Annotated in this window: 18 protein-coding genes and 3 riboswitches; of the genes, 13 read left to right on the top strand and 5 right to left on the bottom strand. The window is 64.5% G+C overall.

From position 1 onward, the window contains the following. The first annotated feature begins 7 nt into the window (after nucleotides 1-7). The 7 genes from HNR59_RS06790 to HNR59_RS06760 all read left to right on the top strand — a co-directional run bounded on the left by HNR59_RS06790 (nucleotide 8) and on the right by HNR59_RS06760 (nucleotide 11,205). Entirely contained in the window at nucleotides 8-673 is a 666-nt protein-coding gene (locus tag HNR59_RS06790) for a tetratricopeptide repeat protein (RefSeq protein WP_183827703.1), read from the top strand. 3 nt (nucleotides 674-676) lie between these two features. Continuing rightward, nucleotides 677-2,113, top strand: a complete 1,437-nt coding sequence (gene der, locus HNR59_RS06785; protein ID WP_183827700.1) for a ribosome biogenesis GTPase Der — start codon at nucleotides 677-679, stop codon at nucleotides 2,111-2,113. Between the two features lie 344 nt (nucleotides 2,114-2,457). Beyond that, on the top strand, nucleotides 2,458-3,813 hold the full coding sequence (locus HNR59_RS06780) for a glutamine synthetase family protein (RefSeq protein ID WP_183827697.1): 1,356 nt from the start codon (nucleotides 2,458-2,460) through the stop codon (nucleotides 3,811-3,813). Between the two features lie 239 nt (nucleotides 3,814-4,052). After that, nucleotides 4,053-4,271: riboswitch (cobalamin riboswitch) on the top strand. Nucleotides 4,272-4,374: 103 nt separating this feature from the next. After that, complete coding sequence (locus HNR59_RS06775) at nucleotides 4,375-7,269, top strand: ribonucleoside-diphosphate reductase subunit alpha (RefSeq protein ID WP_183827694.1); 2,895 nt, start codon at nucleotides 4,375-4,377, stop codon at nucleotides 7,267-7,269. 162 nt (nucleotides 7,270-7,431) lie between these two features. After that, nucleotides 7,432-8,553: a ribonucleotide-diphosphate reductase subunit beta gene (locus tag HNR59_RS06770; protein WP_183827692.1), complete on the top strand. Its 1,122-nt coding sequence runs from the start codon at nucleotides 7,432-7,434 to the stop codon at nucleotides 8,551-8,553. Between the two features lie 274 nt (nucleotides 8,554-8,827). Next, on the top strand, nucleotides 8,828-10,075 hold the full coding sequence (locus HNR59_RS06765) for an aromatic ring-hydroxylating oxygenase subunit alpha (RefSeq protein WP_183827688.1): 1,248 nt from the start codon (nucleotides 8,828-8,830) through the stop codon (nucleotides 10,073-10,075). 23 nt (nucleotides 10,076-10,098) lie between these two features. Next, nucleotides 10,099-11,205, top strand: coding sequence for an FAD-binding oxidoreductase (locus tag HNR59_RS06760; protein ID WP_183831409.1), 1,107 nt, complete (start codon nucleotides 10,099-10,101; stop codon nucleotides 11,203-11,205). A 142-nt stretch (nucleotides 11,206-11,347) separates the two neighbouring features. Here HNR59_RS06760 and metE read toward each other — a convergent pair whose 3' ends face one another. From metE to HNR59_RS06735, 5 genes are all read right to left on the bottom strand, one after another. After that, nucleotides 11,348-13,675, bottom strand: coding sequence for a 5-methyltetrahydropteroyltriglutamate--homocysteine S-methyltransferase (gene metE / locus HNR59_RS06755; RefSeq protein ID WP_183827685.1), 2,328 nt, complete (start codon nucleotides 13,673-13,675; stop codon nucleotides 11,348-11,350). A 94-nt stretch (nucleotides 13,676-13,769) separates the two neighbouring features. Beyond that, nucleotides 13,770-13,980: riboswitch (cobalamin riboswitch) on the bottom strand. Nucleotides 13,981-14,055: 75 nt separating this feature from the next. Further along, entirely contained in the window at nucleotides 14,056-15,315 is a 1,260-nt protein-coding gene (locus HNR59_RS06750; protein WP_183827682.1) for an ABC transporter permease, read from the bottom strand. 14 nt (nucleotides 15,316-15,329) lie between these two features. Beyond that, a complete protein-coding gene (locus HNR59_RS06745; RefSeq protein WP_183827680.1) occupies nucleotides 15,330-15,995 on the bottom strand; it encodes an ABC transporter ATP-binding protein in 666 nt (221 codons plus the stop codon). 4 nt (nucleotides 15,996-15,999) lie between these two features. Continuing rightward, nucleotides 16,000-16,458 carry a hypothetical protein gene (locus tag HNR59_RS06740; RefSeq protein ID WP_425488626.1) on the bottom strand — a complete coding sequence of 153 codons (459 nt, stop codon included), beginning with the start codon at nucleotides 16,456-16,458 and terminating at the stop codon, nucleotides 16,000-16,002. 69 nt (nucleotides 16,459-16,527) lie between these two features. After that, nucleotides 16,528-18,276: an alkaline phosphatase gene (locus HNR59_RS06735; RefSeq protein WP_183827677.1), complete on the bottom strand. Its 1,749-nt coding sequence runs from the start codon at nucleotides 18,274-18,276 to the stop codon at nucleotides 16,528-16,530. A gap of 158 nt (nucleotides 18,277-18,434) precedes the next feature. Further along, nucleotides 18,435-18,537: riboswitch (TPP riboswitch) on the top strand. A gap of 119 nt (nucleotides 18,538-18,656) precedes the next feature. Between HNR59_RS06735 and HNR59_RS06730 the strand changes: the two genes are divergently transcribed. The 6 genes from HNR59_RS06730 to HNR59_RS06705 are packed head-to-tail and all read left to right on the top strand — an operon-like array spanning nucleotide 18,657 to nucleotide 24,349. Then, a complete protein-coding gene (locus HNR59_RS06730; RefSeq protein ID WP_183827673.1) occupies nucleotides 18,657-19,436 on the top strand; it encodes an ABC transporter permease in 780 nt (259 codons plus the stop codon). Continuing rightward, complete coding sequence (locus tag HNR59_RS06725; protein ID WP_210307225.1) at nucleotides 19,433-20,371, top strand: ABC transporter substrate-binding protein; 939 nt, start codon at nucleotides 19,433-19,435, stop codon at nucleotides 20,369-20,371. The genes HNR59_RS06730 and HNR59_RS06725 overlap by 4 nt, the downstream gene beginning before the upstream one ends. Then, nucleotides 20,368-21,096 carry a hydroxyethylthiazole kinase gene (locus HNR59_RS06720; RefSeq protein ID WP_183827670.1) on the top strand — a complete coding sequence of 243 codons (729 nt, stop codon included), beginning with the start codon at nucleotides 20,368-20,370 and terminating at the stop codon, nucleotides 21,094-21,096. Before HNR59_RS06725 ends, HNR59_RS06720 begins: the two co-directional genes overlap by 4 nt. After that, the gene (thiE, locus tag HNR59_RS06715; protein WP_183827667.1) at nucleotides 21,083-21,751 is read left to right on the top strand and encodes a thiamine phosphate synthase; all 669 of its coding nucleotides are present in this window, start codon (nucleotides 21,083-21,085) and stop codon (nucleotides 21,749-21,751) included. Before HNR59_RS06720 ends, thiE begins: the two co-directional genes overlap by 14 nt. Beyond that, nucleotides 21,748-22,545 carry a bifunctional hydroxymethylpyrimidine kinase/phosphomethylpyrimidine kinase gene (thiD, locus tag HNR59_RS06710; protein WP_183827664.1) on the top strand — a complete coding sequence of 266 codons (798 nt, stop codon included), beginning with the start codon at nucleotides 21,748-21,750 and terminating at the stop codon, nucleotides 22,543-22,545. Before thiE ends, thiD begins: the two co-directional genes overlap by 4 nt. Before the next feature lies 1 nt (nucleotide 22,546). After that, nucleotides 22,547-24,349 (top strand): TRAP transporter large permease subunit, encoded by a 1,803-nt coding sequence (locus HNR59_RS06705; protein WP_183827661.1) that lies wholly within the window; start codon nucleotides 22,547-22,549, stop codon nucleotides 24,347-24,349. Nucleotide 24,350: the final 1 nt, after the last annotated feature.

The raw sequence follows: 24,350 nt of genomic DNA, 5'->3' as shown, positions 1-24,350 counted from the left end.
TGAGTGAATGGCCGACGACAGCTTTATCCGCGAAGTCAATGAAGAGATCCGCAAGGAACAGGCAAAGGCCGTCTGGGACCGGTTCGGCCCGATCCTGATCGCCATCGCCATTCTGGTCGTTCTCGCAACCTCGGCCTTTGTCGGCTACCGCCACTGGGACGAAAGCCGCGCCAACCGTTCGGGCGATGCCTTCTCGCAGGCGCTTACCCTTGCCAATGAAGGCAAGCAGGAGGAAGCGCTGGCCGCGCTCGCGGAAATCCAGAAGGATGGCTACGGGGCCTATCCGGTTCTGGCGCGTCTGCGCGCCGCCACCTTCAAGGCCGACAGCGGCGATGTGGCTGCCGCCGTCACCGAACTCGATGCCGTATCCGCCGACAGCGCCATTCCGCTTGGCCTGCGCGACATGGCGAAGCTGCGCGCCGCCCTTCTTCTGGTCGACACCGGCTCCTATGCCGACGTGTCCGCCCGTGTCGAGGCGCTCGCCGTGGATGGCAATGCGCTGCGCCATTCCGCCCGCGAGGCGCTTGGTCTTGCAGCCTGGAAGGAAGGCAAGTCCGCCGACGCGCTCAAGCTGTTCGACCAGATCGTCGACGATGAGCAGGCGCCGCAGAACATCCGCCAGCGCGCTACCCTGATGTCCGAACTGATCCGCGGTTCGGGCGATGCGTCGTGAGACATGAGCTTCAAAGCCGCAATCATCGGCCGGCCTAACGTCGGCAAGTCCACGCTCTTCAACCGTCTGGCCGGGCGCAGGCTGGCGCTTGTCGACGACACGCCGGGCGTAACCCGCGATCGCCGCACCCATGCCGCCAAGCTCTACGACCTTGCCTTCGAGGTGATCGACACGGCCGGTTTCGAGGATGCGCCGGCAGCCACCCTGCCCGGCCGCATGCGCGCCCAGACCGAGATCGCCATCGACGAGGCCGATGTCATCTTTTTCGTGGTCGATGCCAAGGCAGGGCTGATGCCCGACGACCGCACTTTCGCCGATGTGGTGCGCCGCTCCGGCAAGCCGGTGGTGCTGGTTGCTAACAAGGCCGAAGCGCGCGGCGCTCAGGGCGGATTGCTGGAGGCGTGGGAACTCGGCCTCGGCGAACCCGTGCCGGTCTCGGCCGAGCACGGCGTCGGCATGCCGGACCTGCGCGATGCCGTGGTCGAGGCGCTGGGCAAGGAACGCGCCTTCGGCAAGGACGAAGACGAGGACGACGGGATACCTGCCGCCAGCGAAGTGCTGATCGGCGAGGACATCGCCGACCCCGAAGCCGATGCGCCGGCCTATGATGAAAGCAAGCCGCTGCGCATCGCCGTGGTCGGTCGCCCCAATGCAGGCAAGTCGACGCTCATCAACGCGCTGATCGGCGAGGAACGTCTGCTGACCGGGCCGGAAGCGGGCATCACCCGCGATTCCATCTCCGTCGACTGGGAGTGGCGCGGACGGCAGATGAAGCTGTTCGACACGGCCGGCATGCGCCGCAAGGCAAAGGTGCAGGAGAAGCTTGAAAAGCTTTCCGTGGCCGATGGCCTGCGCGCCATCCGCTTCGCCGAGATCGTCATCATCGTGCTAGACGCCACCATTCCCTTCGAAAAGCAGGATTTGCAGATCGCCGACCTCATCATCCGCGAGGGACGCGCGCCGGTCATCGCCTTCAACAAGTGGGACCTGATCGACAATCCCCAGCAGCTGCTGGCGGAACTGCGCGAGAAGACCGAGCGACTGCTGCCGCAGGTGCGCGGCATTCAGGCGGTTCCGGTTTCGGCAGAAACCGGGCGCGGCCTCGACAAGCTGATGGAAGCGGTGGAGCGCACCCACAAGGTGTGGAACAGCCGCGTCTCCACCGGCAGGCTGAACCGCTGGCTGGAAGGCATCCTCGCCCATCATCCGCCGCCCGCCGTGGCCGGACGCCGGCTGAAGGTCAAATATGTCACGCAGGCCAAGACCCGCCCGCCGGGCTTCGTCGTTTCCTGCTCGCGGCCGGAAGCCATGCCGCAGTCCTATGTGCGCTATCTGATCAACAATCTGCGCGAGGCCTTCGACATGCCCGGGGTGCCGATCCGCGTGGCGCTGCGCACCTCCGACAACCCGTTCGCCGGCCGCGCCCGCAAGAAGAGCTGACAGGTCGAGCTTTCCTGACCCGGCTTGGCAAGGCTGTTGCCGCCGGGTAGTGTGTTCCTGAATGGCCCGGAATACAGGGCCGGGGGAAGCCACGGGCCGCATTTCATCATTCTCGTCCCGGCAGGTCTCCTGCAGCTTCAACGGGGACGAATCAAAATTCCTGGGAACAGGACACATCGGTCGGGCCGACCGCCAGCCACAAACGGTGCGCGCACGCAGCACCACCCCGCTCATTCTTTCATTGCAATCCATTCTGCCGGTGCAATGCCCGGCCCGAACGCGCGTGGCTTCCGAAAAGCCGCGCGCGTCGCCACCCCTATGTTCAACCAACCCGGAGGTATCAATTGAGTGAAGCGATCAGGGAGGTGCTGGACTGGCTGAAGAGCCGGCCTGACATCCACAGCCTGAGGGCCGCTGTGTGCGACCTGAACGGCATCATGCGCGGCAAGCGCATACCCGTCGATCAGGCTGCCAAGGCACTGGAAGGCAAGTTGCGCATGCCCTACTCGGTGTGCGGGGTCGACGTCTGGGGCGAGGACATCGTCGGCAACAAGCTGGTCTTCTCGACCGGCGACGCCGATGGCATCTGCCAGTGGACCGGTCGCGGCATCCTGCCGATGGACTGGACCGCCCATCCCACCGCACTCATTCCGCTCTGGCTGTCCGATGAAAGCGGCGCGCCCTTCCTTGGCGATCCGCGCCGGGCGCTGGCCCGCATTCTCGACCGCTACAAGGCGCTGAAGCTGACGCCGGTCGTCGCCACCGAGCTGGAATTCTATCTGGTCGACCCGAAGCCTGCCCGCCCGCGCGGCCCGGTCTCGCCGATCACCGGCCGCCGGCTCGATTCCGACGCGGCCCTTTCCATCGATGAGATCGACGACTTCGAAGGTTTCCTGCACGAAGTCTACGAGGCCTGCCGCCTACAGGACATTCCCGTCGACTCGGCCATTGCCGAGAACGGCGTCGGCCAGTTCGAGATCAATCTCAACCATGTTCCCGACGCACTGCGCGCCGCCGACGACGCGATACTCTTCAAGCGAACCGTCAAGGGCATCGCGCGCAACCACGGCTTCATCGCCTCCTTCATGGCGAAGCCCTATGGCAAGCGTTCCGGCAGCGGGTTTCATGTCCATTTCAGCCTGCTCGATGAAGACGGCAACAACGTCTTCGATGACGGCACGCCGCGCGGCTCCGACATATTGCGCCATGCGGTGGGTGGACAGCTCGCCGCCATGGCGGAAAGCACACTGGTGTTTGCCCCGCACTTCAACTCGTTCCGCCGCTTGCGTCCGAACTCGCATGCGCCAACCGCCGTTGCCTGGGGCTATGAGAACCGTATGGTCGCGATCCGCATCCCCGGCGGTCCAAACGCAGCACGCCGCATCGAGCATCGCGTGGCCGGGGCCGATGCAAATCCATATCTTGTGCTGGCTGCCATATTGGGGGCGGCGCTCATCGGCATCGAGAAGCAGCTGAACCCCGGGGAACCGGCGACAACCGATGTTTACGAACGCGACATGACCAAGTTGCCGCCCGACTGGGCCTCGGCGATTGCCAGCTTCGAAAACGGAAACCTCGTCGCGGAGATCTTTCCGGACGCGCTGCGCGGCTCCCTCGTCGCGTGCAAAAAGCAGGAACTGGAGACCTTTGCCCTGAGGGTCAACAATTTCGAATTCGAGACCTATCTGGAAGCGATCTGATACCAGCCGGCGGCGGATCGGTTTCCGCCGCCGCATCTTCCTGTGGTTATACCCGTGTTTCTCGTCGGCAGGGAGTTCCGGACGGCATCAAAATGCGTCAGGAATGCCGCCGCCTGCCCGGTCCGGCAAAAAACTTCCGATGAAGACTTTGTGCACAGGCAGCCTTTGGATTGTGGGCATAAGATAAATTCATCCATCAAATTCAAAATCAACCTGTTGACACCAGAACGGCTCCTGATACTAAATGTAGCCATCATGGTTCCTTTCAGCGCCAATATGGATCTGGAGGGCTAAGAGGGAAGTCGGTGCCCTTGCGAGGAAATCCGACGCTGCCCCCGCAACTGTAAACGGTGAGTCGTTGTCCCTTTTCGTGTCACTGGTGCGTTTCAGGCACCGGGAAGGCCGGACAGCGACGATGAGCCGTGAGCCAGGAGACCTGCCGTGATACTGCACGAAACTCGGGCGGGGTGTCCCGGAGGTGCGCTTGCCCACGTGGCCTGAGCCACGCCATCGGGCATGCGTTGCCGTCAGTTCCCCCGTCCACAGCGCCACGGGGATAAGATGCCGGCGACCACTGCACTCCAGACGAACGGGACCGATGCGGTTCCACCTTCCATCGAAAACGAAGCCCGGACCCCGACGGAGCCCGGCTACCGCATCATCCGTCGCAACGGATCGGTCACGCCCTTCGATCCGACCAAGATCACCGTTGCGCTGACCAAGGCGTTCCTGGCTGTCGAAGGCTCGGTGGCGGCCGGCTCGCGCCGCGTGCACGACGTGGTCAAGGACCTGACCGAGCAGGTCGTGGGCAACCTCACCCGCCGCATCGGCGAAGGCCGCACCTTCCACATTGAAGACGTGCAGGATCAGGTGGAACTGGCGCTGATGCGCTCGGAGCACCACAAGGTCGCCCGCGCCTATGTGCTCTATCGCGAAGAGCGCGCCCGCGAGCGTGCGGCCGCCAAAGCCGCCGCTCCTGAATCCGCCGCGCCGTCGCTCCACGTCACCCGCGCCACCGGCGAAAAGGTTGCGCTGGACGAAGCCCGTTTCCGCCGCATCGTCGAGGAAGCCTGCGAAGGGCTGGAGGCTGTCTCCCCGCAGCCGATCCTCAACGAGGCGCTGCGCAATCTCTATGACGGCATCACCGAGGACGAACTGTCGCTGGCGCCGATCCTTGCCGCGCGCACGCTGGTCGAGACCGAGCCCAACTACAGCTTCGTTTCCGCCCGCCTGCTGCTCGACCGGCTTCGCCGCGAGGCGCTGAGCTTCGTCACCGGCCGCTCCGAGCAGGCCACGCAGGCCGACATGGCCGAGCGCTATGCGACCTATTTCCCGGAATTCATCCGCACCGGCATCGAGGCCGACCTGATCGATCCCGAACTCGGGCGTTTCGACCTCAAGCGCATCGGCGCCGCCCTCAAGGCCGAACGCGACCTGAACTTCCAGTATCTGGGCCTGCAAACGCTTTACGACCGCTATTTCCTGCACACCAGGGGCAAGCGCTTCGAACTGCCGCAGGCGTTCTTCATGCGCGTCGCCATGGGCCTCGCCGCCCGTGAGATCGACCGCGAGGCGCGCGCCATCGAGTTCTACAACCTGTTGTCGTCCTTCGACTTCATGTGCTCGACGCCGACCCTGTTCAACTCGGGTACGCTCAGGCCGCAGCTTTCGTCCTGCTTCCTGACCACCATCGGCGACGACCTCGACGCCATCTTCAAGGGCGTGAAGGACAATGCGCTGCTCGCCAAATATTCCGGCGGCCTCGGCAATGACTGGACGCCGGTGCGTGGCCTCGGCGCCCACATCAAGGGCACCAACGGCGAGAGCCAGGGCGTGGTGCCGTTCCTGAAGGTGGCCAACGACACCGCCATCGCCGTCAATCAGGGCGGCAAGCGCAAGGGCGCGGTCTGCGCCTATCTGGAAACATGGCATGTCGACATCGAGGAATTCCTCGACCTGCGCAAGAATACCGGCGACGACCGCCGCCGCACCCATGACATGAACACGGCCAACTGGGTGCCGGACCTGTTCATGGAGCGCGTCGAGGCCGACGGCGAGTGGACGCTGTTCTCGCCCGACGAGGTTCCGGACCTGCACGACCTTTACGGCACGGCCTTCCGTAACGCCTATGAAGCCTATGAGGCCAGGGCCGCGGCCGGCGAACTGCGGGTCTGGCGCAAGATTCGCGCGCTCGACCTGTGGCGCAAGATGCTGACCATGCTGTTCGAGACCGGGCATCCGTGGGTCACGTTCAAGGATCCGTGCAACATCCGTTCGCCGCAGGGCCATGTCGGTGTGGTGCACTCCTCCAACCTGTGCACGGAAATTACCCTCAACACGTCGAAGGACGAGGTTGCCGTGTGCAATCTGGGTTCGATCAACCTTGCCAATCATGTGTCCGAGCAGGGTCTCGACCTCGACCGCCTCGCCCGGACCGTGGGCACGGCGATGCGCATGCTCGACAACGTTATCGACATCAACTTCTACACCATCCCCGAAGCGCGCGCCTCGAACCTGCGCCACCGCCCGGTCGGCCTTGGCCTGATGGGCTTCCAGGACGCGTTGCAGGCGATGCGCATTCCCTATGCTTCGGAAGGGGCTGTCGAATTCGCCGACCGCTCGATGGAAGCGATCAGCTACCACGCCATCTCCGCTTCGGTGGATCTCGCCGCCGAGCGCGGCCGCTATCCGAGCTTCGAGGGATCGCTGTGGTCGAAGGGCATCCTGCCGATCGACTCCATCAGGCTGCTGGAAGAAGCGCGCCCCGGCGTGGACATGGATTCCACCTTCACCCTCGACTGGGCGAGCCTGCGCGAGCGGGTGAAGGAAACCGGCATGCGCAACTCCAACACCATGGCGATCGCGCCGACGGCGACGATCTCCAACATCTGCGGCGTGGCGCAGTCGATCGAGCCGGCCTACCAGAACCTGTTCGTCAAATCGAACATGTCCGGCGACTTCACCGTGGTGAACGCACAGCTCGTCCACGACCTCAAGGCGCGCGGCCTGTGGGACGAGGTGATGGTCTCCGACATGAAGTATTTCGACGGATCGGTGGGCCAGATCGACCGCATCCCCGACGACCTCAAGGCGCTCTACGCAACCGCCTTCGAGATCGATTCCTCGTGGCTGATCGAGGCTGCCTCGCGCCGCCAGAAGTGGATCGACCAGGCCCAGTCGCTCAACCTCTACATCGCCAATCCGAGCGGCAAGAAGCTGGACGAGCTTTACCGCTTCGCATGGAAGAAGGGCCTCAAGACCACCTATTACCTGCGTTCGCGCTCGGCCACCCATGTCGAGAAGTCGACGCTCAAGGGCACCGACGGCAAGCTCAACGCCGTTTCGCCGGCCAGCATGGCTGCAGCGGAAGCCGCGACGCCCATCGTGGTCGACCCAAGTGCGGCATGGGGCAAGGCCTGTGCCATCGACGATCCCGACTGCGAAGCCTGCCAGTAAGCAGGCCCCTGCCCTCCCCGGTCGGGGAGGACAAAGCCGACAGGACGGGATGGGGTGATGTGACCCCATCCTGTGCCTCACCATTCATGCGATCCCGACCGGCCTATGCCGACACCTGAAGCGTCAGGAATGGGGTGCGCCAAGCCTTTCCGGAGAAATAAGATGCTCGACTGGTCCGAACCCAAAAACAACCCTTCCATCCCGCTTCCGGGCAAGGATGCGCCTGCCGGCGACGCCACCGGGCTTGGCGAGATCGAGCGTGGTGCGGCGCGCGTCACCGTCGATGAAAAGCGCATGATCAATGCGCGCGCCGACGTGAACCAGCTTCTGCCGCTGAAATATCGCTGGGCGTGGGAAAAGTATCTCGCCGGCTGCAACAACCACTGGATGCCGACCGAGGTCTCCATGCAGGCCGACATCGCGCTCTGGAAGTCGAAGGACGGGCTGACCGAAGACGAGCGGCGCATGCTCAAGCGCAATCTCGGCTTCTTCGCCGCCTCCGAATCGCTGGTCGCCAACAACATCGTGCTGGCCATCTACCGTCACCTCACCAACCCCGAATGCCGCCAGTATCTGCTGCGTCAGGCCTTCGAGGAGGCGATCCACACCCACACCTTCCAGTACATAGTGGAAAGCCTCGCGCTCGACGAGGGCGAGCTGTTCAACATGTACCGCGAGGTGCCGTCGATCACCGACAAGGCGGCGTGGGCGCTCAAGCACACCCAGAACCTCGACAACCCCGACTTCAAGACCGGCACGCCGGAAGCCGACCAGTCGTTCCTGCGCGATCTCGTCGCCTTCTACGTCATCTTCGAGGGCATGTGGTTCTACACCGGCTTCGCGCAGATCCTGTCGCTTGGCCGCCGCAACAAGATGGTGGGCATCGCCGAGCAGTATCAGTACATCCTGCGCGACGAATCGATCCATCTGAACTTCGGCATCGACGTCATCAACCAGATCAAGCTGGAAAACCCGCATCTGTGGACGAAGGAGTTCCAGGATGAGGTGCGCGGCATGATTTCGGACGCCGCCGAACTGGAAGCCGCCTATGGCCGCGATACGATGCCGCGCGGCTTCCTCGGCCTCAATGCGGCGCTGTGCGAGCAGTACATGCACTTCATCGCCAACCGCCGCTGCGCCCAGATCGGCCTTGCCCCGGTGTTCGCGGAAACCGAAAATCCGTTCCCGTGGATGAGCGAGGCGATGGATCTGAAGAAGGAAAAGAACTTCTTCGAGACCCGCGTCATCGAATATCAGAACGGCGGCGCGCTCGCCTGGGATTAAGCCCGAACGACGGCGTAATCACGCGACATCGCCTGTCGTCCTGCGACGAGGCGATGTCGTTTTCACATGTCCCCCGCACCTGCGAATGATGTTTAGATCGCTGTAGCCCAAGGCATCTGCCTGTTTCCGCCTTCGTCCGAAACAGGCACGCGCCCCGGCACAGTGGTTTCGACTGATCGCGGTGGGCGGTCAGGGAGCGAATGGCGGGTGACCCCTCGCGGGGCCGTTCATTCCCAAATCACCACCAAGTTCAGTCCTTTGGCGAGGACAGGACATGGACGCCCGTACGAGAATGCTTGAGCTCATCCGCACCCGCAAGCCGGGTCATGCGCTGGAGCAGCCCTTCTACACCGACCCCGATTTCTACAAGCTGGATCTGGAGCTGATCTGGTATCGCGACTGGCTGTTCATCGGCCATGATTGCGAGCTGCCAAAGCCTGGCAGCTTCTTTACCGTGCAGATCGGCGACTATCCGGTGGTGATCGTGCGCGATCGCGAGGGGAAAATCCAGGCGTTCCACAACTCCTGCCGCCATCGCGGCAGCCGTGTCTGCACCACGGCGAAAGGCACGCAGGCGCGTCTGGTTTGCCCCTACCACCAGTGGACCTATGATCTCGACGGCAAGCTTCTGTTCGCGCGCCAGATGGCCGATGATTTCGACCCCAGCTCCTATTCGCTGAAGCCTGTCGCCTGCGAGGCGACCGGGGGCTACATCTTCATCTGCCTGGCCGACCAGCCGGCCGATTTCGCGCCATTCCGCGCCATGATGGCCCCCTATTTCAATCCGCACCGCCTCACCGAAGCCAAGGTCGCTTTCGAGACGACGACGGTGGAGAAAGGCAACTGGAAGCTGGTCTGGGAAAACAACCGCGAGTGCTATCACTGCGCCAGCAACCATCCGGAGCTCTGCAAGACCTTTCCGGAGGCTCCGAATGTCACCGGCGTCAACGATGTCGAGAGCGATCCCGAGATGATAGCCCACTGGGCCAAGTGCGAAGCCGCCGGTCTGCCGTCCCATTTCCGCATCAGCCCGGACGGCCAGTATCGCGCCACGCGCACGCCGCTCCTGCGCGATTCCGTCAGCTACACGATGAACGGCAAGGCCGCGGTGAAGCGCAATCTGTCGGATCAGGTCAATGCCGACCGCATCGGCAGCCTGATGCTCTATCACTACCCCACAACGTGGAACCATGTCCTGATCGACCATGCCGTGACCTTCCGCGTGCTTCCACTCGGGCCGGAGGAAACCATGCTCACCACCAAATGGCTGGTGCACAAGGATGCGGTCGAAGGCGTCGATTACGACCCGCATGAACTCGCCCATGTCTGGATGGAAACCAACGAGCAGGACCGCCGCATCGTCGAGGAAAACGCCTTCGGCATCCGCTCGCCCTCCTATGAGCCCGGCCCCTATTCGGAACTTCATGAGGGCGGGACCATCCAGTTCGTGCAGTGGTATGCGGATTTCCTCGAACCGAGGCTGGCAGGTGACGGAAAAACGCGCCTGAAGAACGTCGCCTGACGAAGGAGGAGACGGTGAACGTCATGACCGATCCCGGCCTCTACCGCCATCTCGATGAGATGGCGCCGTGGAACGATCGCCTTCAGGTTCTGGAGGTGATCGGCATCACGGACGAGGCGCCGGAGGTGAAGACCTTCACCTTCCGCTCGGATGCGCAGACATGGTTCCGCTACATGCCGGGTCAGTTCATCACCCTCGAACTGCCGGTATCCGACGAGCCGATCATGCGCACCTACACGCTGTCGTCGTCGCCGTCGCGGCCGTTTTCCATCTCGGTCACGGTCAAGGCCCAGGCGGACAGCATCGGCACGCGCTGGATGTTCGACAATCTTGGCGTCGGCGCGCGCCTCAAGGCCTATGGGCCGGGCGGCGATTTTTCGCATCACACCCATCCGGGCGCCAAATATCTGTTCCTGTCGGCGGGATCGGGCATCACGCCGATGATGTCGATGCTGCGCTGGTTCAGCGACTGCGCGCCGGGCACCGACGTCACCTTCGTCAACTGCGCCAGGCGGCCGGAAGACATCATCTTCCGCAAGGAGCTGGAACTGCTGAATTCGCGGATGCCCGGCCTGTCGCTGGCCTTCATCGTGGAGGAGCGCTCTCCGCGCGAAGGCTGGTCCGGCCATATGGGACGCGTGGATGCGGTGCGCCTGCCACTGCTCGCACCCGACTTCCATGAGCGCGAGATATTCTGCTGCGGGCCGGAACCCTATATGCGTGCCGTGCGCGACATGCTGCAGCAGGCCGGTTTCGACATGGCCTTCTATCATCAGGAAAGCTTCGGCGCGCCGCCGGTGGAGCCCGTATCCCCGCCTTTCGCCGAGGCGCAGACGGAAGCCGCCGAGCAGGCGGCCCCGGTTCAGGAGGTTGTGCCGGTGCACTTCAGCCTGTCGGAGGTAGACGGCGAATGCCTGCCCGGCCAGACCGTCCTGCAGGCGGCACGCGCCAGCGGCGTGCGCATTTCAGCCGCCTGCGAGTTCGGTCTGTGCGGCACCTGCAAGGTGAGGAAGATTTCCGGCCAGGTTGAGATGAACCACAATGGTGGCATCCTCGATGACGAAATCGCCGAAGGCTATATCCTCGCCTGTTGTTCAAGGCCGCTGGGCGAGCTGGAAATCGAAGCCTGACAACTCTGAAGTAGCCGGCCCGATGACAGTGGGCCGGGTCTGAGAATACGCGCCCGCAGCCGGCAAGTCCGGCGGCGGGCCTCCACAGCATCGATAATTCAGATCGTCCTTTGTGCGTCCGAGTGAACGCACGACGATCTCATCAGCTTGCCAGCGCCCGCAATTCGCGCGCCGCCGCCACCATGTTGACCAGCGCCGGCTTCACCTCTTCCCATTTGCGGGTCTTGAGGCCGCAGTCGGGGTTGATCCAGATCTGGCTGTCGGACAGGCGCTTGCGCGCCAGTTTGAGCAGGTCCGTCATCTCTCCCGTATGCGGAACGCGCGGGGAGTGAATGTCATACACGCCCGGCCCGATCTCGTTCGGATATTTGTAATTGCGGAAGGCATCGAGCAGCTCCATGCGCGAGCGCGAGGTCTCGATGGAGATCACGTCGGCATCCATCGCCGCGATAGCATCGATGATGTCGTTGAACTCCGAGTAGCACATATGGGTGTGGATCTGGGTCGCATCCTCCACGCCCGTCGATGCCAGCCGGAAGCTGCCGACCGCCCAGTCGAGATAGGTCTTCCAGTCCGCCCTGCGCAGCGGCAGGCCTTCGCGCAGCGCTGCCTCGTCGATCTGGATCATGACCGCGCCTGCCTTTTCAAGGTCGACCACCTCGTCGCGGATCGCCAGAGCGATCTGGCGGCAGCTTTGCGAGCGCGGAATGTCGTCGCGCACGAACGACCAGTTGAGAATGGTCACCGGGCCGGTGAGCATGCCCTTGACCGGCCTGTCGGTCAGCGACTGCGCATATTGCCACCAGCGCACCGTCATCGGTTCGGGGCGCGAGACATCGCCGTAGATGATGGGCGGACGGACATAGCGGGAGCCGTAGCTCTGCACCCAGCCGGCCTGCGTGAAGGCGAAACCGGCAAGCTGCTCGCCGAAATACTGCACCATGTCGTTGCGCTCGAACTCGCCATGGACCAGCACGTCGAGACCGATCTCCTCCTGCCAGCGGATCGCGGTTTCCGTCTCCCTGCGCAGGAAGGCTTCGTAGTCGGCAGCACTCAGTTCGCCCCTGACGTGGGCGGCGCGTGCCTTGCGCACCTCGGCCGTCTGCGGAAACGAGCCGATGGTGGTGGTGGGGAATTTCGGCAGATCGAGCTTGCCGGACTGCTTTTCACGCCGTTCGGCGAACGTGCTCTTGCGGCGTTCCATGGCCCCGGTGACGGCAGCAAGCCTGTCGCCCACCTTCCTGTCGTGCACGCGCGGAGATTTACGGCGCGAGGTAATGGCGTCGGCCGATGCCTGCAGGGCATCCGCAACCCCGGCGCGGCCCTCCGACACCGCATGCCCCAGCACGACCAGTTCGTCGAGCTTCTGCGTGGCGAAGGCGAGCCAGGATTTCAGCTCCGCGTCGAGCGCCGTTTCAAGCTCCAGATCGACCGGAACATGCAGCAGCGAGCAGGATGACGCGATCTCGATACGATCGAGCGGACGCGCCTCCACCACCGGCTTCAGATAGTCCAGTATGGCATTGAGATCGGCTCGCCAGACATTGCGGCCATCGATCACCCCGAGTGACAGCACTGTGTTGGAGGACAGTTTTGCCGCAACGGCCTCAATCTGCTCCGGCGCGCGGGCCAGATCGACATGAAGTCCCGACACGGGAAGCGAAGCGGCGAGGTCGCGATTGTCGCCAAGCGCGCCGAAATAGGTGGCGAGCATCAGGCTGAGCGCGGGGACCTCCGTGGCGAAATGATTGTAGGCGGTTTCGAGGGCGGCGCGTTCGCCGGCTTCGAGATCGAGAACCAGACAGGGCTCATCGATCTGCACCCAGTCCGCGCCGGCCGCGTGCAGGCGGTTCAGCAGGTCGGTATAGACCGGCAGAAGCTTGGGCAGCAGCGAGAGCAGATCGAACTCCTCGCCGCCGGACTTGGCAAGCCGGAGGAAGGTCACCGGCCCGAGCACGACCGGGCGCGTGTGGATGCCGAGCGCCTTTGCCTCAAGAAAATGATCGACCGGCTTGGTGGTGGCCAGCACGAATTCCTGATCAGGCGCCAGCTCGGGCACCATGTAATGATAGTTGGTGTCGAACCACTTGGTCATCTCCAGCGCCGAGGTGGAATGGACATGGCCGGGATGACCGCAGCCGGCATCCCCCTCACTGCCGCGCGCCATGGCGAAATAGGTGTCGAGCGGCACCTCGCCGCCGGTCCAGCCATAGCGCTGAGGGATCGCGCCGACCATGACGGCCGTGTCGAGCACATGGTCGTAGAGCGAGAAATCATTGGACGGAATGCGCGTGACGCCCTTTTCGGCCTGAAGGCGCCAGTTGTCTGCGCGCAGACGTCTGGCCGTCTCGAGCAGCGCCTCGGCGCTGTCCTTGCCCGACCAGTAGTTTTCAAGTGCGAACTTCAGTTCGCGGCGGCGGCCGATGCGCGGCACGCCGAGCGTTGCGACGGAAACTTTCGATTTGGCCATTCCATAAACCCCGATGGTTGGGGCGGATGCGCAAGGCAGCCGTCAACACCCGCACGATACGGGCATATCATGGCCTCCGGGACACCCCGCCCGTGGACGTGTTTTCGTCATGGCAGGTCTCCTGGCTCACGGGTCATCGCCTGCGTCCGTCTTCCCAGGGCTTTCACCCCAGTGACCTGAATGGACGCAAGGCTATCCGTCTACAGTTGCGGGGGCAGCGCCGGCTTTCCCATGGAAGGCACCGGCTTCCCTCTTAGCTTCGGGGCAAAAGTCCGCCCCGAAGAACCACGACGCCTTCAATCTCGGCGTTTCGACAAACGATGTCAATATCACATAAAGAAATGTTTATATCGTGATTTGCTTTACTGGCAATACTCTTGCTAGGCGCGCAATGCCTGCGCCGGGCTCTGGCGATAGGCGATCAGCGCGGGCAGCAAAGTTGCAATCGCACAGGCAAGCAACAGGCCGGCCAGCGTCCACAGATCAGCCGTCTGGAATTCGACCGGCATGGCGACACCGCTGCTTTTGGCCAGATGCGAGGAGATTGCCCGCACGATTGCATAGCCGATCGCGAAGCCGGCAATGACGCCTGCCGCGACGAGCATGAAGACCTCCAGCCAGACCATACCCATCACCACAGGCCGCGGCGCGCCGAAGGCCCGCAAGGCGCCGATCTGGCGCCGGCGCTGGAGAACGTGAACCGCCACCACCATGAGAATGGCGGCACCGACAAGCCCCTGCGCGCCCATGGCCACGAAGCCGAGCACGCGGCGGGCATCGCCGAGCGTTCCGTAAAGCCGGGTCAGCACCTCACCGGGAAAGACGGCGAGCGTCGTTTCGGTGCGGTATTGCTGGCGCAGATTGTAGGCATCGGCAATGCTCTTCGGCTTGACCAGAATGGCGGGCACGCCCGGATTGTCGGCGCTCAGCAACGCGGCCTCGTCAACCGGATCGCCCGCGAAGCCCGGCCCGTGGTCGTGCCCGTGATCGTGCGGAACGTGAGCTACGGCGGCCAGCCCTGCCGTCTCCGCCTCGTGATCGTGGTCGGCATGTGCGGCCCACACGGACTGGATCGGCACCAGTATGGCCCGGTCCCACGGCGTGCCGGTTGGCGCCATGCGGCCGACGACGCGGTATTCCACATGCGCATGCACCTCGCCCGCCTCACCCACGCTGCCATGGAAGGGGTGGAAGCTGTCGCCTATATCCCGCGTCACCTGGGAGCCGACGATGGCGTCGCCCAGATGGCTGAAGCCCTCGCCCCCGGCCAGTCCGCCCAGCATGGCAACGGCATCGCCGGTGGTGCCGACGATGGGATAGCCGCCCACAAAGTCGCCGAAACCCACCGGGATGGCGTTTTCAACGCGCGGATCGGCGCGCAGGGCCGACAATGTCGCCGGCGGCAGCAGTTGCAGCGGTGCTGGCTGGAGAAAGATGGACGACAGGATAAGCTGGGTTTCCGAACCGGCCGCGCCGACGACCAGATCGAAGGCCGCGGCGGCGCGGGCACTGCCAAGCCGCAATGCGCGCTCCTGCAAGGTAACGGACACGCCGAGCGCCGTCGCCAGCGCGATCAGCAAGGCGAGAATGAGCGCACCGATCCAGTTGCGGCGCAGGTCGGCAAGAATGAAATGAAACATCCGGTATCAGATCCTCATGCAGCCAGACGGCCGTTTTCGAGCCGCAGCGTGCGGCTCATGCGGCCGATCAGCCGCTCGTCATGGCTCGCCACGATCAGCGTGGAGCCCGCCTCTTCGGCCAAATCGACCAGCAGGCTGGCGACGGATGCGCCGGCTTCCGCGTCGAGGCTCGCGGTCGGCTCATCCGCCACGATCACGCCCGGACGGCCGACCAGAGCGCGCGCCACAGCCACGCGCTGCATCTGGCCGCGCGACATCGTGCCGACGAACTGATCGGGGCGCTGGATACCGACCCGCGCCAGCAGGTCGCGGGCCCGCGCCTGCATTCCGTCTGGCAGGCGCAGGTGCGACAGGCGCTGCGGCAAGAGCACATTGGCCTCGGCCGAAAGGCCGGGGAACAGATGGAAATCCTGCATGACGAGGCCGACATTGCGGGCCCGCCAGCGATCGCGCCCGCCTTCCGGCAGCGCGGCTATATCCTCGTCGTTCCAGACCACGCGGCCGGCTCCTGCCCGCTCCATGCCCGTCACGATGTTGATGAAGGTGGTCTTGCCCGACCCCGAAGGCCCCGCCAGAGCAACCATTTCCCCGGCTTCCAGCCGCAACCCGGCCAAATCGAGCGCTGGCACGGGAAGTCCCGGATAACGGACCTGAAGCCCTTCGATTGACAGAGCCTGCATCACTCTAAACCCTTCGGAAATCGGCGTTGACGATGCGCAGCAGGCTGACGAAACCCGTATCCGGATCGGTCCACGAGCCGACTTCGAGCTTGCCGGAGACCTCGATGGTGGCATTTGCCTGCTCGAAGGTCTGCGCCCGGTCCAGATAGACGACGATGATGTCGTCCGGCCAGTCCGCATCGGACGAGCAAAACGGACACAGCGCCATGGGAATTTCGGTGAGCACGAAGAAATTGGCTTCCGCCTTCAGGGGCGGCGCCATGAAGCCGCGCATGGCGACCGGCTTGCCTTCCAGAGCCTTCACTTTGTCGGAAAAGGTCAGGCCCAGCACGCTGACCTTGCCATAGAGTTCATTGAAGGAAATCGGGCTCGGTGCCGAACGGGCCGGCCTTGCCGAAAGGCAGAGCGCGGCGGCACCGATCATGGCGAGCGCCTGCCGGCGATCCGGGGCGGTGTAGATCATCGCAGCCTCCTTGACTGAACGGGTGCAGGCCCGGAGACGATCCGGGCCTGCTCTCTGTTGTTTCCGCAATTACTTCTTCTGTGCGGCTCCAAGGGCCAGAACGTCGGCCAGAACGCGGTAGACGTCGCTCTGCTCCATGTAGCCTTTGAAGTTCTCGGAGCCGGGGCCGGTGGCCTGCAGCACCACGTCGTCAACGGCGTGCACGCCGGTGTCGCCGTCACGCGGAATGTTGCCTTCCACGAACACCGCGCCGGGAACATCCTTGTAGGCTTCGTTGGCGATGTACTTCTTGTTCTCGTCCTGAATGGCCGGAACGAACGGACCGTCGAGCTTCGGACGGAAGGTTTCGTAGTGGTCCGGGCCGTTGTTGGCGGCCAGGAACAGGCGGCGCGAGACATCGACGCTGTCGGGATAGCCGTCGCCGTTGGAATCGACGTAGTTCGGGAAACCGGCCTCGGCATAGGTGCCGACCTTCTCGCGCATCTGGTCGCCCGGCTTCTCGTCGTCGACCGTGCCGATGATGGAAACGCCGTGGGTGTGGTCGCCGGTGACGACGATAAGCGTATCGGGGTTCTTCTCGGCGAATTCGCGGGCAACGCCGATCGCCTTGTCGAACTCGATGGTGTCGACGACCGCGCGGTCCCAGTCGAGCGGGTGGGACATCTTGTCGACATTGGCCGCCTCGACGATCAGCACGAAACCTTCGGCGTTCTTAGAAAGCTGGTCGATTGCCGCCTTGGTCATGTCAACCAGGCCTGGCTGCTCGGGGAACTTCTCGACCGTGCCCTTCTTCAGGAATTCGCGGTCGAGGGTGGTGTCCATGTTGCCGGTGTGGAAGAGGCCCAGCACCTTGCCGGTGTTGGAGCCGGCGGCGGCCTCAAGCTCGCCCTTGGTGGTTGCCAGCGTGTAGCCGGCTTCCTTGAAGCCTTCGATGTGATCGGTGTCGTCCTTGCGCTTCGAGCCGGCAACGGACTGCGGCAGGAAGTAGGCCGAACCACCGCCGAGGATGACCTCGGGCTTCAGATCGAAGATCTGCGTGTTGATGGCGGCCTTTTCAGCGCGGCGGCGGGTGTGGGCGAAGAGTGCTGCCGGCGTCGCGTCCTGGAGCTCGGAGGTTGTGACGATTCCGACCGACTTGGAAGTCTGGCGGCGCAGCGCCTCCACCAGCGTCTCGACCTTCGGGTCATCGAACGGATCGGCGGTGCGATCGGCGTAGACGCCAAGCGCGTTCACGGCGCTCTTGTGGCCGGTCATGTAGGCCGACATGGTGTTGGCGCTGTCGGTGGCGACCGATTCGGTCGACGAGGTACCAATGAAGGCCATGCGATCAAGATCGTCCATGTTGAGGCGGCCGTTGGCCTTGCCCTCGGTCATGCCTTTGGACATGATGCGCGCGGCGGTGCGGTGCGCGACCGACAGACCGTCGGCGATCAGGAAGATGACGTTCTTGGCCTTGGGCTCGGCAGAGGTACCGTAAACTTCCCAGGTCACGGTCTTCTCGTCATCTCCCGCCTTGGCGACGACGGTGTAGGTGCCGGGCTCGGCGATCGTCACGCCTTCCAGACGCACGGCCGAAGCCTCGACGCCATCTTCCTTCTCGATGAAGGTGGCTTCCTTGCCAAGAACTTCCGCAGCCGGCTTGCCGTTGATGGTGACGGTGACATCGGAACCCGCGACAACACCATCGAACTCGACTTTCACGTCGAAGGGCGAAGCGGTGAGAATCGTCGCCCTGTCGAGCGGGTAGACCGTGGCGGCGCCGGCAACGGCCGGAACCAGTATGGTTGTTGCGGTCAGAATGGCGAGTAGGCTTCGCATGATCGGGTTCTCCGTAAACTCAAAAAAGAGACCCGCTAGCTAGGACCCGCACGTTACAGCACCATGACAGCTCGCGGTCGGGCTGATGACAGCCTCCTTCCATTCGCTGGTCAGCGGCGACGTCGCTTGACAGAACCGGGCGCTTGAAACATAGATGGCTTCATTCCGAGGGGGGCGCCGTACGGCGCTGAGATGGCAGTGAGCCGGACCCTTGAACCTGATCCGGGTTATGCCGGCGTAGGAACGGAAAAAGGGCCTTCGGGCAATCCTGCCAATTCTTCGCACACCTGGATCTCCATGATGACAAGTCGGGAGATCGCCATGCAGCATCGATACGAATTCCGCCCGCCGACACGATTCCGCTTCTAGGGAATCGCGACATGCCGGCTGTTCTGGCAGCATTGCGCACCATGCTGGTGCTGGTGGCCTCATGGCAGGCCATCGTCATGGCCTTTGCCCCGCCGCGGTACATATTGCCCGCGCCGCTGGACGTCGCCGCCGCCTTCCAGCGACAGCCGCTCTATTTTTTCGACAACATGCTGGTGACGCTGGCCGAGATCGCCGCCGGGTTTGTCGCCGGTACGCTCGCAGGCGTGGCGACTGCGCTTGCCATCGCCAGCTTTCCGCGCCTTGGGCGCGCGGTCTGGCCCGTGGTGTTGGTTCTGCAAGCCTTTCCGGTTTTCGTCATCGCGCCGCTGCTGGTGCTGTGGTTCGGCTTCGGCATGACCTCCAAGGTGGTGATGACGGCGCTCATCATCTTCTTTCCCGTGGCCTCCGCCTTTGCGGACGGGCTGCGGCGCACGCCGGCGGAAATCGTTGATGCCGCCGCCCTCACCCCCGCCAGCCACCGCCAAACGCTGTTTCTGCTGCGCGTGCCGCTGGCCATCCCGGCTCTCGTCTCCGGGTTGCGGGTCGCCGCTCCCCTTGCTCCGCTGGGAGCAGTGATCGGTGAATGGGTGGGCGCATCAGCAGGGCTCGGCTTCGTCATGGTTCAGGCCAATGCCCGCATGCAGACAGACACCATGTTCGCGGCCATGGCCGTCATCGCCGTTCTCACCCTGACGTTGCGGCGGGCTGTCGATGCCCTCGCTCCCCTTCTCACGCCATGGGCACGCGAAGGCGAATTCTCTCCCCATCATCAGCAAAGGAAGTCCTCATGATCCGATCCTGCGCGCTCGCGCTTCTGCTTTCCGTCGCCACGGCCGGTGCCGCCCATGCCGCCGACAAGCTCACCGTGATGCTGGAATGGTTCGTCAATCCGGACCACGCGCCGCTGGTGGTGGCAAAGGAGCTCGGCCTGTTCGAGGAAGCGGGACTTGAGGTGGAGCTGGTGCCGCCTGCCGATCCCTCGATCGTGCCGCGCGCGGTGGCCTCCGGCAAGGCCGAGATCGGCATCCACTATCAGCCGAACCTCTATCTCGACCATGATGCCGGCGTTTCGCTGGTGCGCTTCGGCACGCTGGTCGAGACCCCGCTCAACACGCTCACGGTTCTGGCCGACGGACCGATCAGGGAATTGAAGGACCTCGAAGGCAAGAAGATCGGCTACTCGGTTTCCGGCTTCGAGGACGCCATAATTTCCCGGATGCTGGGAAGCGCCGGCGTCGACAAGGACAAGATCGAGCTGGTCAATGTCAACTTCGCCCTGTCGCCGTCGCTGATCAGCGGGCAGGTGGATGCCACAATCGGCGGCTACCGCAATTTCGAGCTGACCCAGATGAAGCTCGAAGGCCATGAAGGCCGCGCTTTCTTCCCCGAGGAACACGGCATTCCGGTCTATGATGAGCTGGTATTCATCACCCGCCCGGAACTGGCCGGCGACGACCGCCTCAGGCGCTTCCTTACCGCGGTGGAGAAAGGCGCGATCCACCTCACCAATCACCCGCAGCAGGGGTGGGAGCTGTTCATAAAGGCTTATCCGGATCTCGATGACGAGCTGAACAAGGCCGCGTGGCACGACACGCTGCCGCGCTTCGCCAAGCGGCCCTCGGCCCTCGACCGCGCGCGCTATGCCCGCTTCGGGGCATTCCTTGAGGAAAGCGGGCTGATCAAGAAGGCCCCTGCGGTCGAAGACATCGCGGTGGAACTGCAATGAGCGCGATCCAACACGCGGCCGGCCTGCTGGATGGGGTGCGCCGGCGCCGCCCGCGCGTTCATTGCCTCATGAACGGCGTGGTTCCCAAATTCGTCGCAGACGGGCTCTCGGCACTGGGCGCGATTCCCTCCATGACCTCCTCGCCCGAGGAGGTGGGCCATTTTGTTGCCAAGGCGGACGCGCTGCTGGTCAATCTCGGCACGCTGGATGCTCAGTGCCGCGAGGCCATCGGCATCGCGGTGGATGTTGCCGCGAAGCAGGGCCGGCCATGGACGCTCGACCCCTCCCATTGCGACTACTCGCCGCCGCGCGCCGCCTTCGCGCAGGACCTGCTAACGCGTGGCCCCGCAGTGCTGCGCGCCAATGCGGCCGAATTCGACTTGCTTTCCGTGCCGGCCGGAGTGGTGGCGGTACGAACCGGCAGACAGGACCGCATCGCGTACAATGGTTCGGCGTTCTCGGTGGTCAACGGCCATCCGCTGACTGCATTGGTGACAGGAACCGGCTGCCTTTCCGGTGCCGTCATCGCCGCCTTCCTCGCCATCGAGCCCGATCCCTATCTGGCCGCATGCGCGGCCATGCTTGCCTTCGGTGTGGCAGCCGAGATGGCGGGCACGGCGGCTGCCGGGCCGGGCAGCTTCGAGCCTGCCCTTCTCGACGCGCTGGCCAATCTCGAAGGCGCTCACATTCTTTCATTTGCAAAGGCAGATCATGAACAGGGTTGACTACAGGCTGAACGCCATCATCGACGGCGCGCTGCGCCCGCTCGGCAATCTGGCTGAAATGGCCGGCATCGCCGCGCGCAATGGCGCCACCATCATCCAGTACCGCGACAAGGAAGCCTCGACGCGGGAGATGATTGCAGAGGCGGAAGCGATCCGTGCAGCGCTTTCCGGAACCGGTGTGCCGCTGGTGGTGAACGACCGTGTGGACGTCGCCCTTGCGGCGGGTGCGGGCGGCATCCACATCGGCCGCGACGACATGCCGTCCGAAACCGCGCGCCGCCTGCTCGGCCCCGATGCCATCATCGGCCTCACCGTGAAGAACGAGGCGGATGCCGATGCGGCCATCGCCGCTCCCATCGACTATGCCTGCATCGGCGGCGTGTTCGAGACGCTTTCCAAGAAGAACCCGGATGCGCCGGTCGGGCTCGAAGGATTTCGTGCCCTGCGCGCACGCATCCGCGCAGCGAAACCCGAACTGCCGGTCGGCGCGATTGCCGGCATCGACACGGCACGCGCCGGCGAAGTGGTGCGGGCAGGCGCATCGGGCGTGGCGGTGATCTCGGCCATTTTCCGCGCCGCTGACATTGCCGCCGCCACCCGCGAACTGCGGGCGGCCGTGGACAGCGCCGGAGACAATGCCGGAGGTCGGCCATGACAGCCATCGCACTCACCATTGCCGGCTCGGACAGCGGCGGCGGGGCCGGCATACAGGCCGACCTCAAAACCTTCTCGGCGCTCGGCGTCTTCGGCACCAGCGCCATCACCGCGATCACCGTGCAGAACACGCAAGGCGTGCGCGACGTCGAGGACATCAGCCCGGGCATCGTCGCCGGCCAGATCGACGCGCTCTACGAGGACATGGAGATCGGCGCCGCCAAGATCGGCATGGTCTCGCGCATCGATACGATCATGGCCATCGCCAGCGCCCTGCGCCGCCACAAGGTGCGGCCAGTGCTCGATCCGGTGATGGTCGCCACTTCCGGCGACCGTCTGTTTCAGGCCGACGCCATCGAGGCGCTGCTCAGCGAGTTGCTGCCGCAGGCCATCATCGTCACGCCCAACCTGCCCGAGGCTGCCCTGCTCAGCGGCAGGCCCGTGGCGGAAGACGAGGCGCAGATGATCGCGCAGGCGGAGATCCTGCTGAAGACAGGAGCAAGCACTGTCCTGATCAAGGGCGGGCACGGCACGGGACCGGAAAGCACCGACCTTTTGCTCGACGGCTCCTCCCTGACCCGGCTTTCGCGCCCGCGCATCGATACGCCCAACACGCACGGCACCGGCTGCACGCTCTCGGCGGCAATCGCCGCCGGGCTGGCGCGCGGCCTGCCGCTTGCCGAAGCCGTCGCGCAGGCAAGGGATTACCTGCACCAAGCCCTGCAGGCCGGGGCGGGCCTCGCCATCGGCAAGGGCAGCGGCCCGGTACATCATTTCTATCGCTGGTGGAGATAGGATGACCCGCGCCGGCCATTGGGCAGCCGTTTTGCAGCGCGCGCTGGCGCGCGCCTGCGGCGTGGTGCTTGCCCTGATGCTGGCGGCGGTGACGGCAACGACCCTGCAGCGCTATCTGCTGGGTTCGGGCTTTCTCGGCATCGAGGAAGCCATGGTGTGGCTGCTGCTGCTTCTCGCCTGCCTGGGCTTTCCGATGATCGCCGATGGCGCGCTGGCGATGCGCATCGAGCTTTTCGCCCATGGCCGCAAAAGCAGATGGGCCGCCTTGCGCGAAACACTTGCGGAAGCCTTTACCCTTGCCGCCTGCGGCGTGCTGACCATTGCCGGAACGAAAGCCGCTCTGGACGTGGGCGGGCATTCCGCCCTGCTCGGGCTGGGCGAATGGATGCGCCCGGCAGCGCTGGGGCTTGCCGGTGCTGCCGGTATCGCGATGCGGATGCTGGTTCTGGCCGGCGCGCGGCGCATGGGGCTTCTGCTTGCCGCCGGCACGGTTGCGGCGCTGATGCTCGTGCCGATTGCCGCCGGGCTGTCCTCATCCCTGCTTTCGCCCAGCCTTGCAGCCCTCATGGTGATCGGCATCGGCATCCTTGTCGGCGCGCCGCTTGTCCATGCCTTCGTGCTCGCCGGCTATGCCGCGCTCGCCTTCGGCAGCATGCTGGTCGAACCGGCTCTGGCCCTGTCGTTGCTTGGCGGCATCGGCCGCTATCTGCTGCTCGCCATTCCCTTCTTCCTGCTGGCCGGCGGCTTGCTGACCATCTCGGGCGCTGCCGGCGATCTGGTGCGCTTCGCCGCCGCCATGGTCGGCAGGCGCCGCGCCGGGCTTGGCCAGACCGTGCTTCTCACCAGCGTGCTGTTCTCCGGCGTATCCGGGTCCTCCATCGCCAATGCGGCGTTCAGTTCCAAGACCTTCATGAAACCGCTGACCGCAGCCGGCTATACGCCCGAACGCGCCGGTGCGATCATCGCCTCAACCGCCGTTCTCGACAACATCATCCCGCCCTCCATCGCATTCCTGATCCTGGCCGCGGCCACCAACCTGCCGGTCGGCCCCCTGCTGACAGGGGGCCTTTTCGCCGGGCTTGCGCTGGCGGCGGCGCTGGCCGTGGCCATCCATTTCAGGGCCGTCATCGCGGTCCCCACTGCCAGCGAACCGCAAGCTTCGCGCGCGCGGCTGGCGTTGCGGGCCGTACCGGTTTTCGGGCTGGGGCTGATCGTGGTTGCCGGCATCCGTTTCGGCATTGTCAGCCCCACCGAGGCGGCGGCGCTGGCGGCCGCCTATACACTGGTGCTGGCCCTGTGCGGCCGGCACAGCCGCGCTGGCATCTTCCCTGCCCTTCAACAAGCAGGCGTCGAAACCGCCGCCATCACCATGCTGATCGGGGCCGCCACCCCGCTCGCCTTCCTGCTGGCCATAGACGGCATCGGCCCATGGGCTACCGGCCTTGCCCGGTCCTTCGGCGAAAATCCGTTCATGGTCATGATCGCCGCCAATCTCATCCTGCTCGGCGTCGGCCTCGTGCTCGACATCGGCGCCGCCATATTGCTGTTCTCGCCGATCCTGCTGCCTGTCGCTGCCGCGGTCGGAATCGATCCGGTCGCATTCGGCGTCGTTGTGGTCGTCAACCTGATGATCGGCGGGCTGACGCCGCCGGTCGGCATACTGGTGCAGGTCACAAGTGCCGCCACCGGCGTGCCGGCGACCCGCCTGTTCTCCGCCACCCGGCCCTATCTCGCCGCGCTGCTCCTGGCGCTGCTGTGCATCAGCATGGGCATCGCCGCCCACGCCGCTTTCCTTAGCCCCTGAT

Origin of the sequence: Aquamicrobium lusatiense (assembly GCF_014201615.1) — a bacterium.
In the GTDB taxonomy this organism is placed as follows: Bacteria; Pseudomonadota; Alphaproteobacteria; order Rhizobiales; family Rhizobiaceae; genus Mesorhizobium; species Mesorhizobium lusatiense.
Note: the sequence above shows the minus strand (reverse complement) of the source record. Positions and strands in the feature narration are given on the sequence as shown.

Bases quoted from the DNA above. Each gene is read 5' to 3' on its own strand.
- HNR59_RS06790 (WP_183827703.1), top strand. From the start codon at position 8: ATGGCCGACGACAGCTTTATCCGCGAAGTCAATGAAGAGATCCGCAAG.
- der (WP_183827700.1), top strand. From the start codon at position 677: ATGAGCTTCAAAGCCGCAATCATCGGCCGGCCTAACGTCGGCAAGTCC.
- HNR59_RS06775 (WP_183827694.1), top strand. From the start codon at position 4,375: ATGCCGGCGACCACTGCACTCCAGACGAACGGGACCGATGCGGTTCCA.
- HNR59_RS06770 (WP_183827692.1), top strand. From the start codon at position 7,432: ATGCTCGACTGGTCCGAACCCAAAAACAACCCTTCCATCCCGCTTCCG.
- HNR59_RS06765 (WP_183827688.1), top strand. From the start codon at position 8,828: ATGGACGCCCGTACGAGAATGCTTGAGCTCATCCGCACCCGCAAGCCG.
- HNR59_RS06760 (WP_183831409.1), top strand. From the start codon at position 10,099: ATGACCGATCCCGGCCTCTACCGCCATCTCGATGAGATGGCGCCGTGG.
- metE (WP_183827685.1), bottom strand. From the start codon at position 13,675: ATGGCCAAATCGAAAGTTTCCGTCGCAACGCTCGGCGTGCCGCGCATC.
- HNR59_RS06750 (WP_183827682.1), bottom strand. From the start codon at position 15,315: ATGTTTCATTTCATTCTTGCCGACCTGCGCCGCAACTGGATCGGTGCG.
- HNR59_RS06745 (WP_183827680.1), bottom strand. From the start codon at position 15,995: ATGCAGGCTCTGTCAATCGAAGGGCTTCAGGTCCGTTATCCGGGACTT.
- HNR59_RS06740 (WP_425488626.1), bottom strand. From the start codon at position 16,458: ATGATCTACACCGCCCCGGATCGCCGGCAGGCGCTCGCCATGATCGGT.
- HNR59_RS06735 (WP_183827677.1), bottom strand. From the start codon at position 18,276: ATGCGAAGCCTACTCGCCATTCTGACCGCAACAACCATACTGGTTCCG.
- HNR59_RS06730 (WP_183827673.1), top strand. From the start codon at position 18,657: ATGCCGGCTGTTCTGGCAGCATTGCGCACCATGCTGGTGCTGGTGGCC.
- HNR59_RS06725 (WP_210307225.1), top strand. From the start codon at position 19,433: ATGATCCGATCCTGCGCGCTCGCGCTTCTGCTTTCCGTCGCCACGGCC.
- HNR59_RS06720 (WP_183827670.1), top strand. From the start codon at position 20,368: ATGAGCGCGATCCAACACGCGGCCGGCCTGCTGGATGGGGTGCGCCGG.
- thiE (WP_183827667.1), top strand. From the start codon at position 21,083: ATGAACAGGGTTGACTACAGGCTGAACGCCATCATCGACGGCGCGCTG.
- thiD (WP_183827664.1), top strand. From the start codon at position 21,748: ATGACAGCCATCGCACTCACCATTGCCGGCTCGGACAGCGGCGGCGGG.
- HNR59_RS06705 (WP_183827661.1), top strand. From the start codon at position 22,547: ATGACCCGCGCCGGCCATTGGGCAGCCGTTTTGCAGCGCGCGCTGGCG.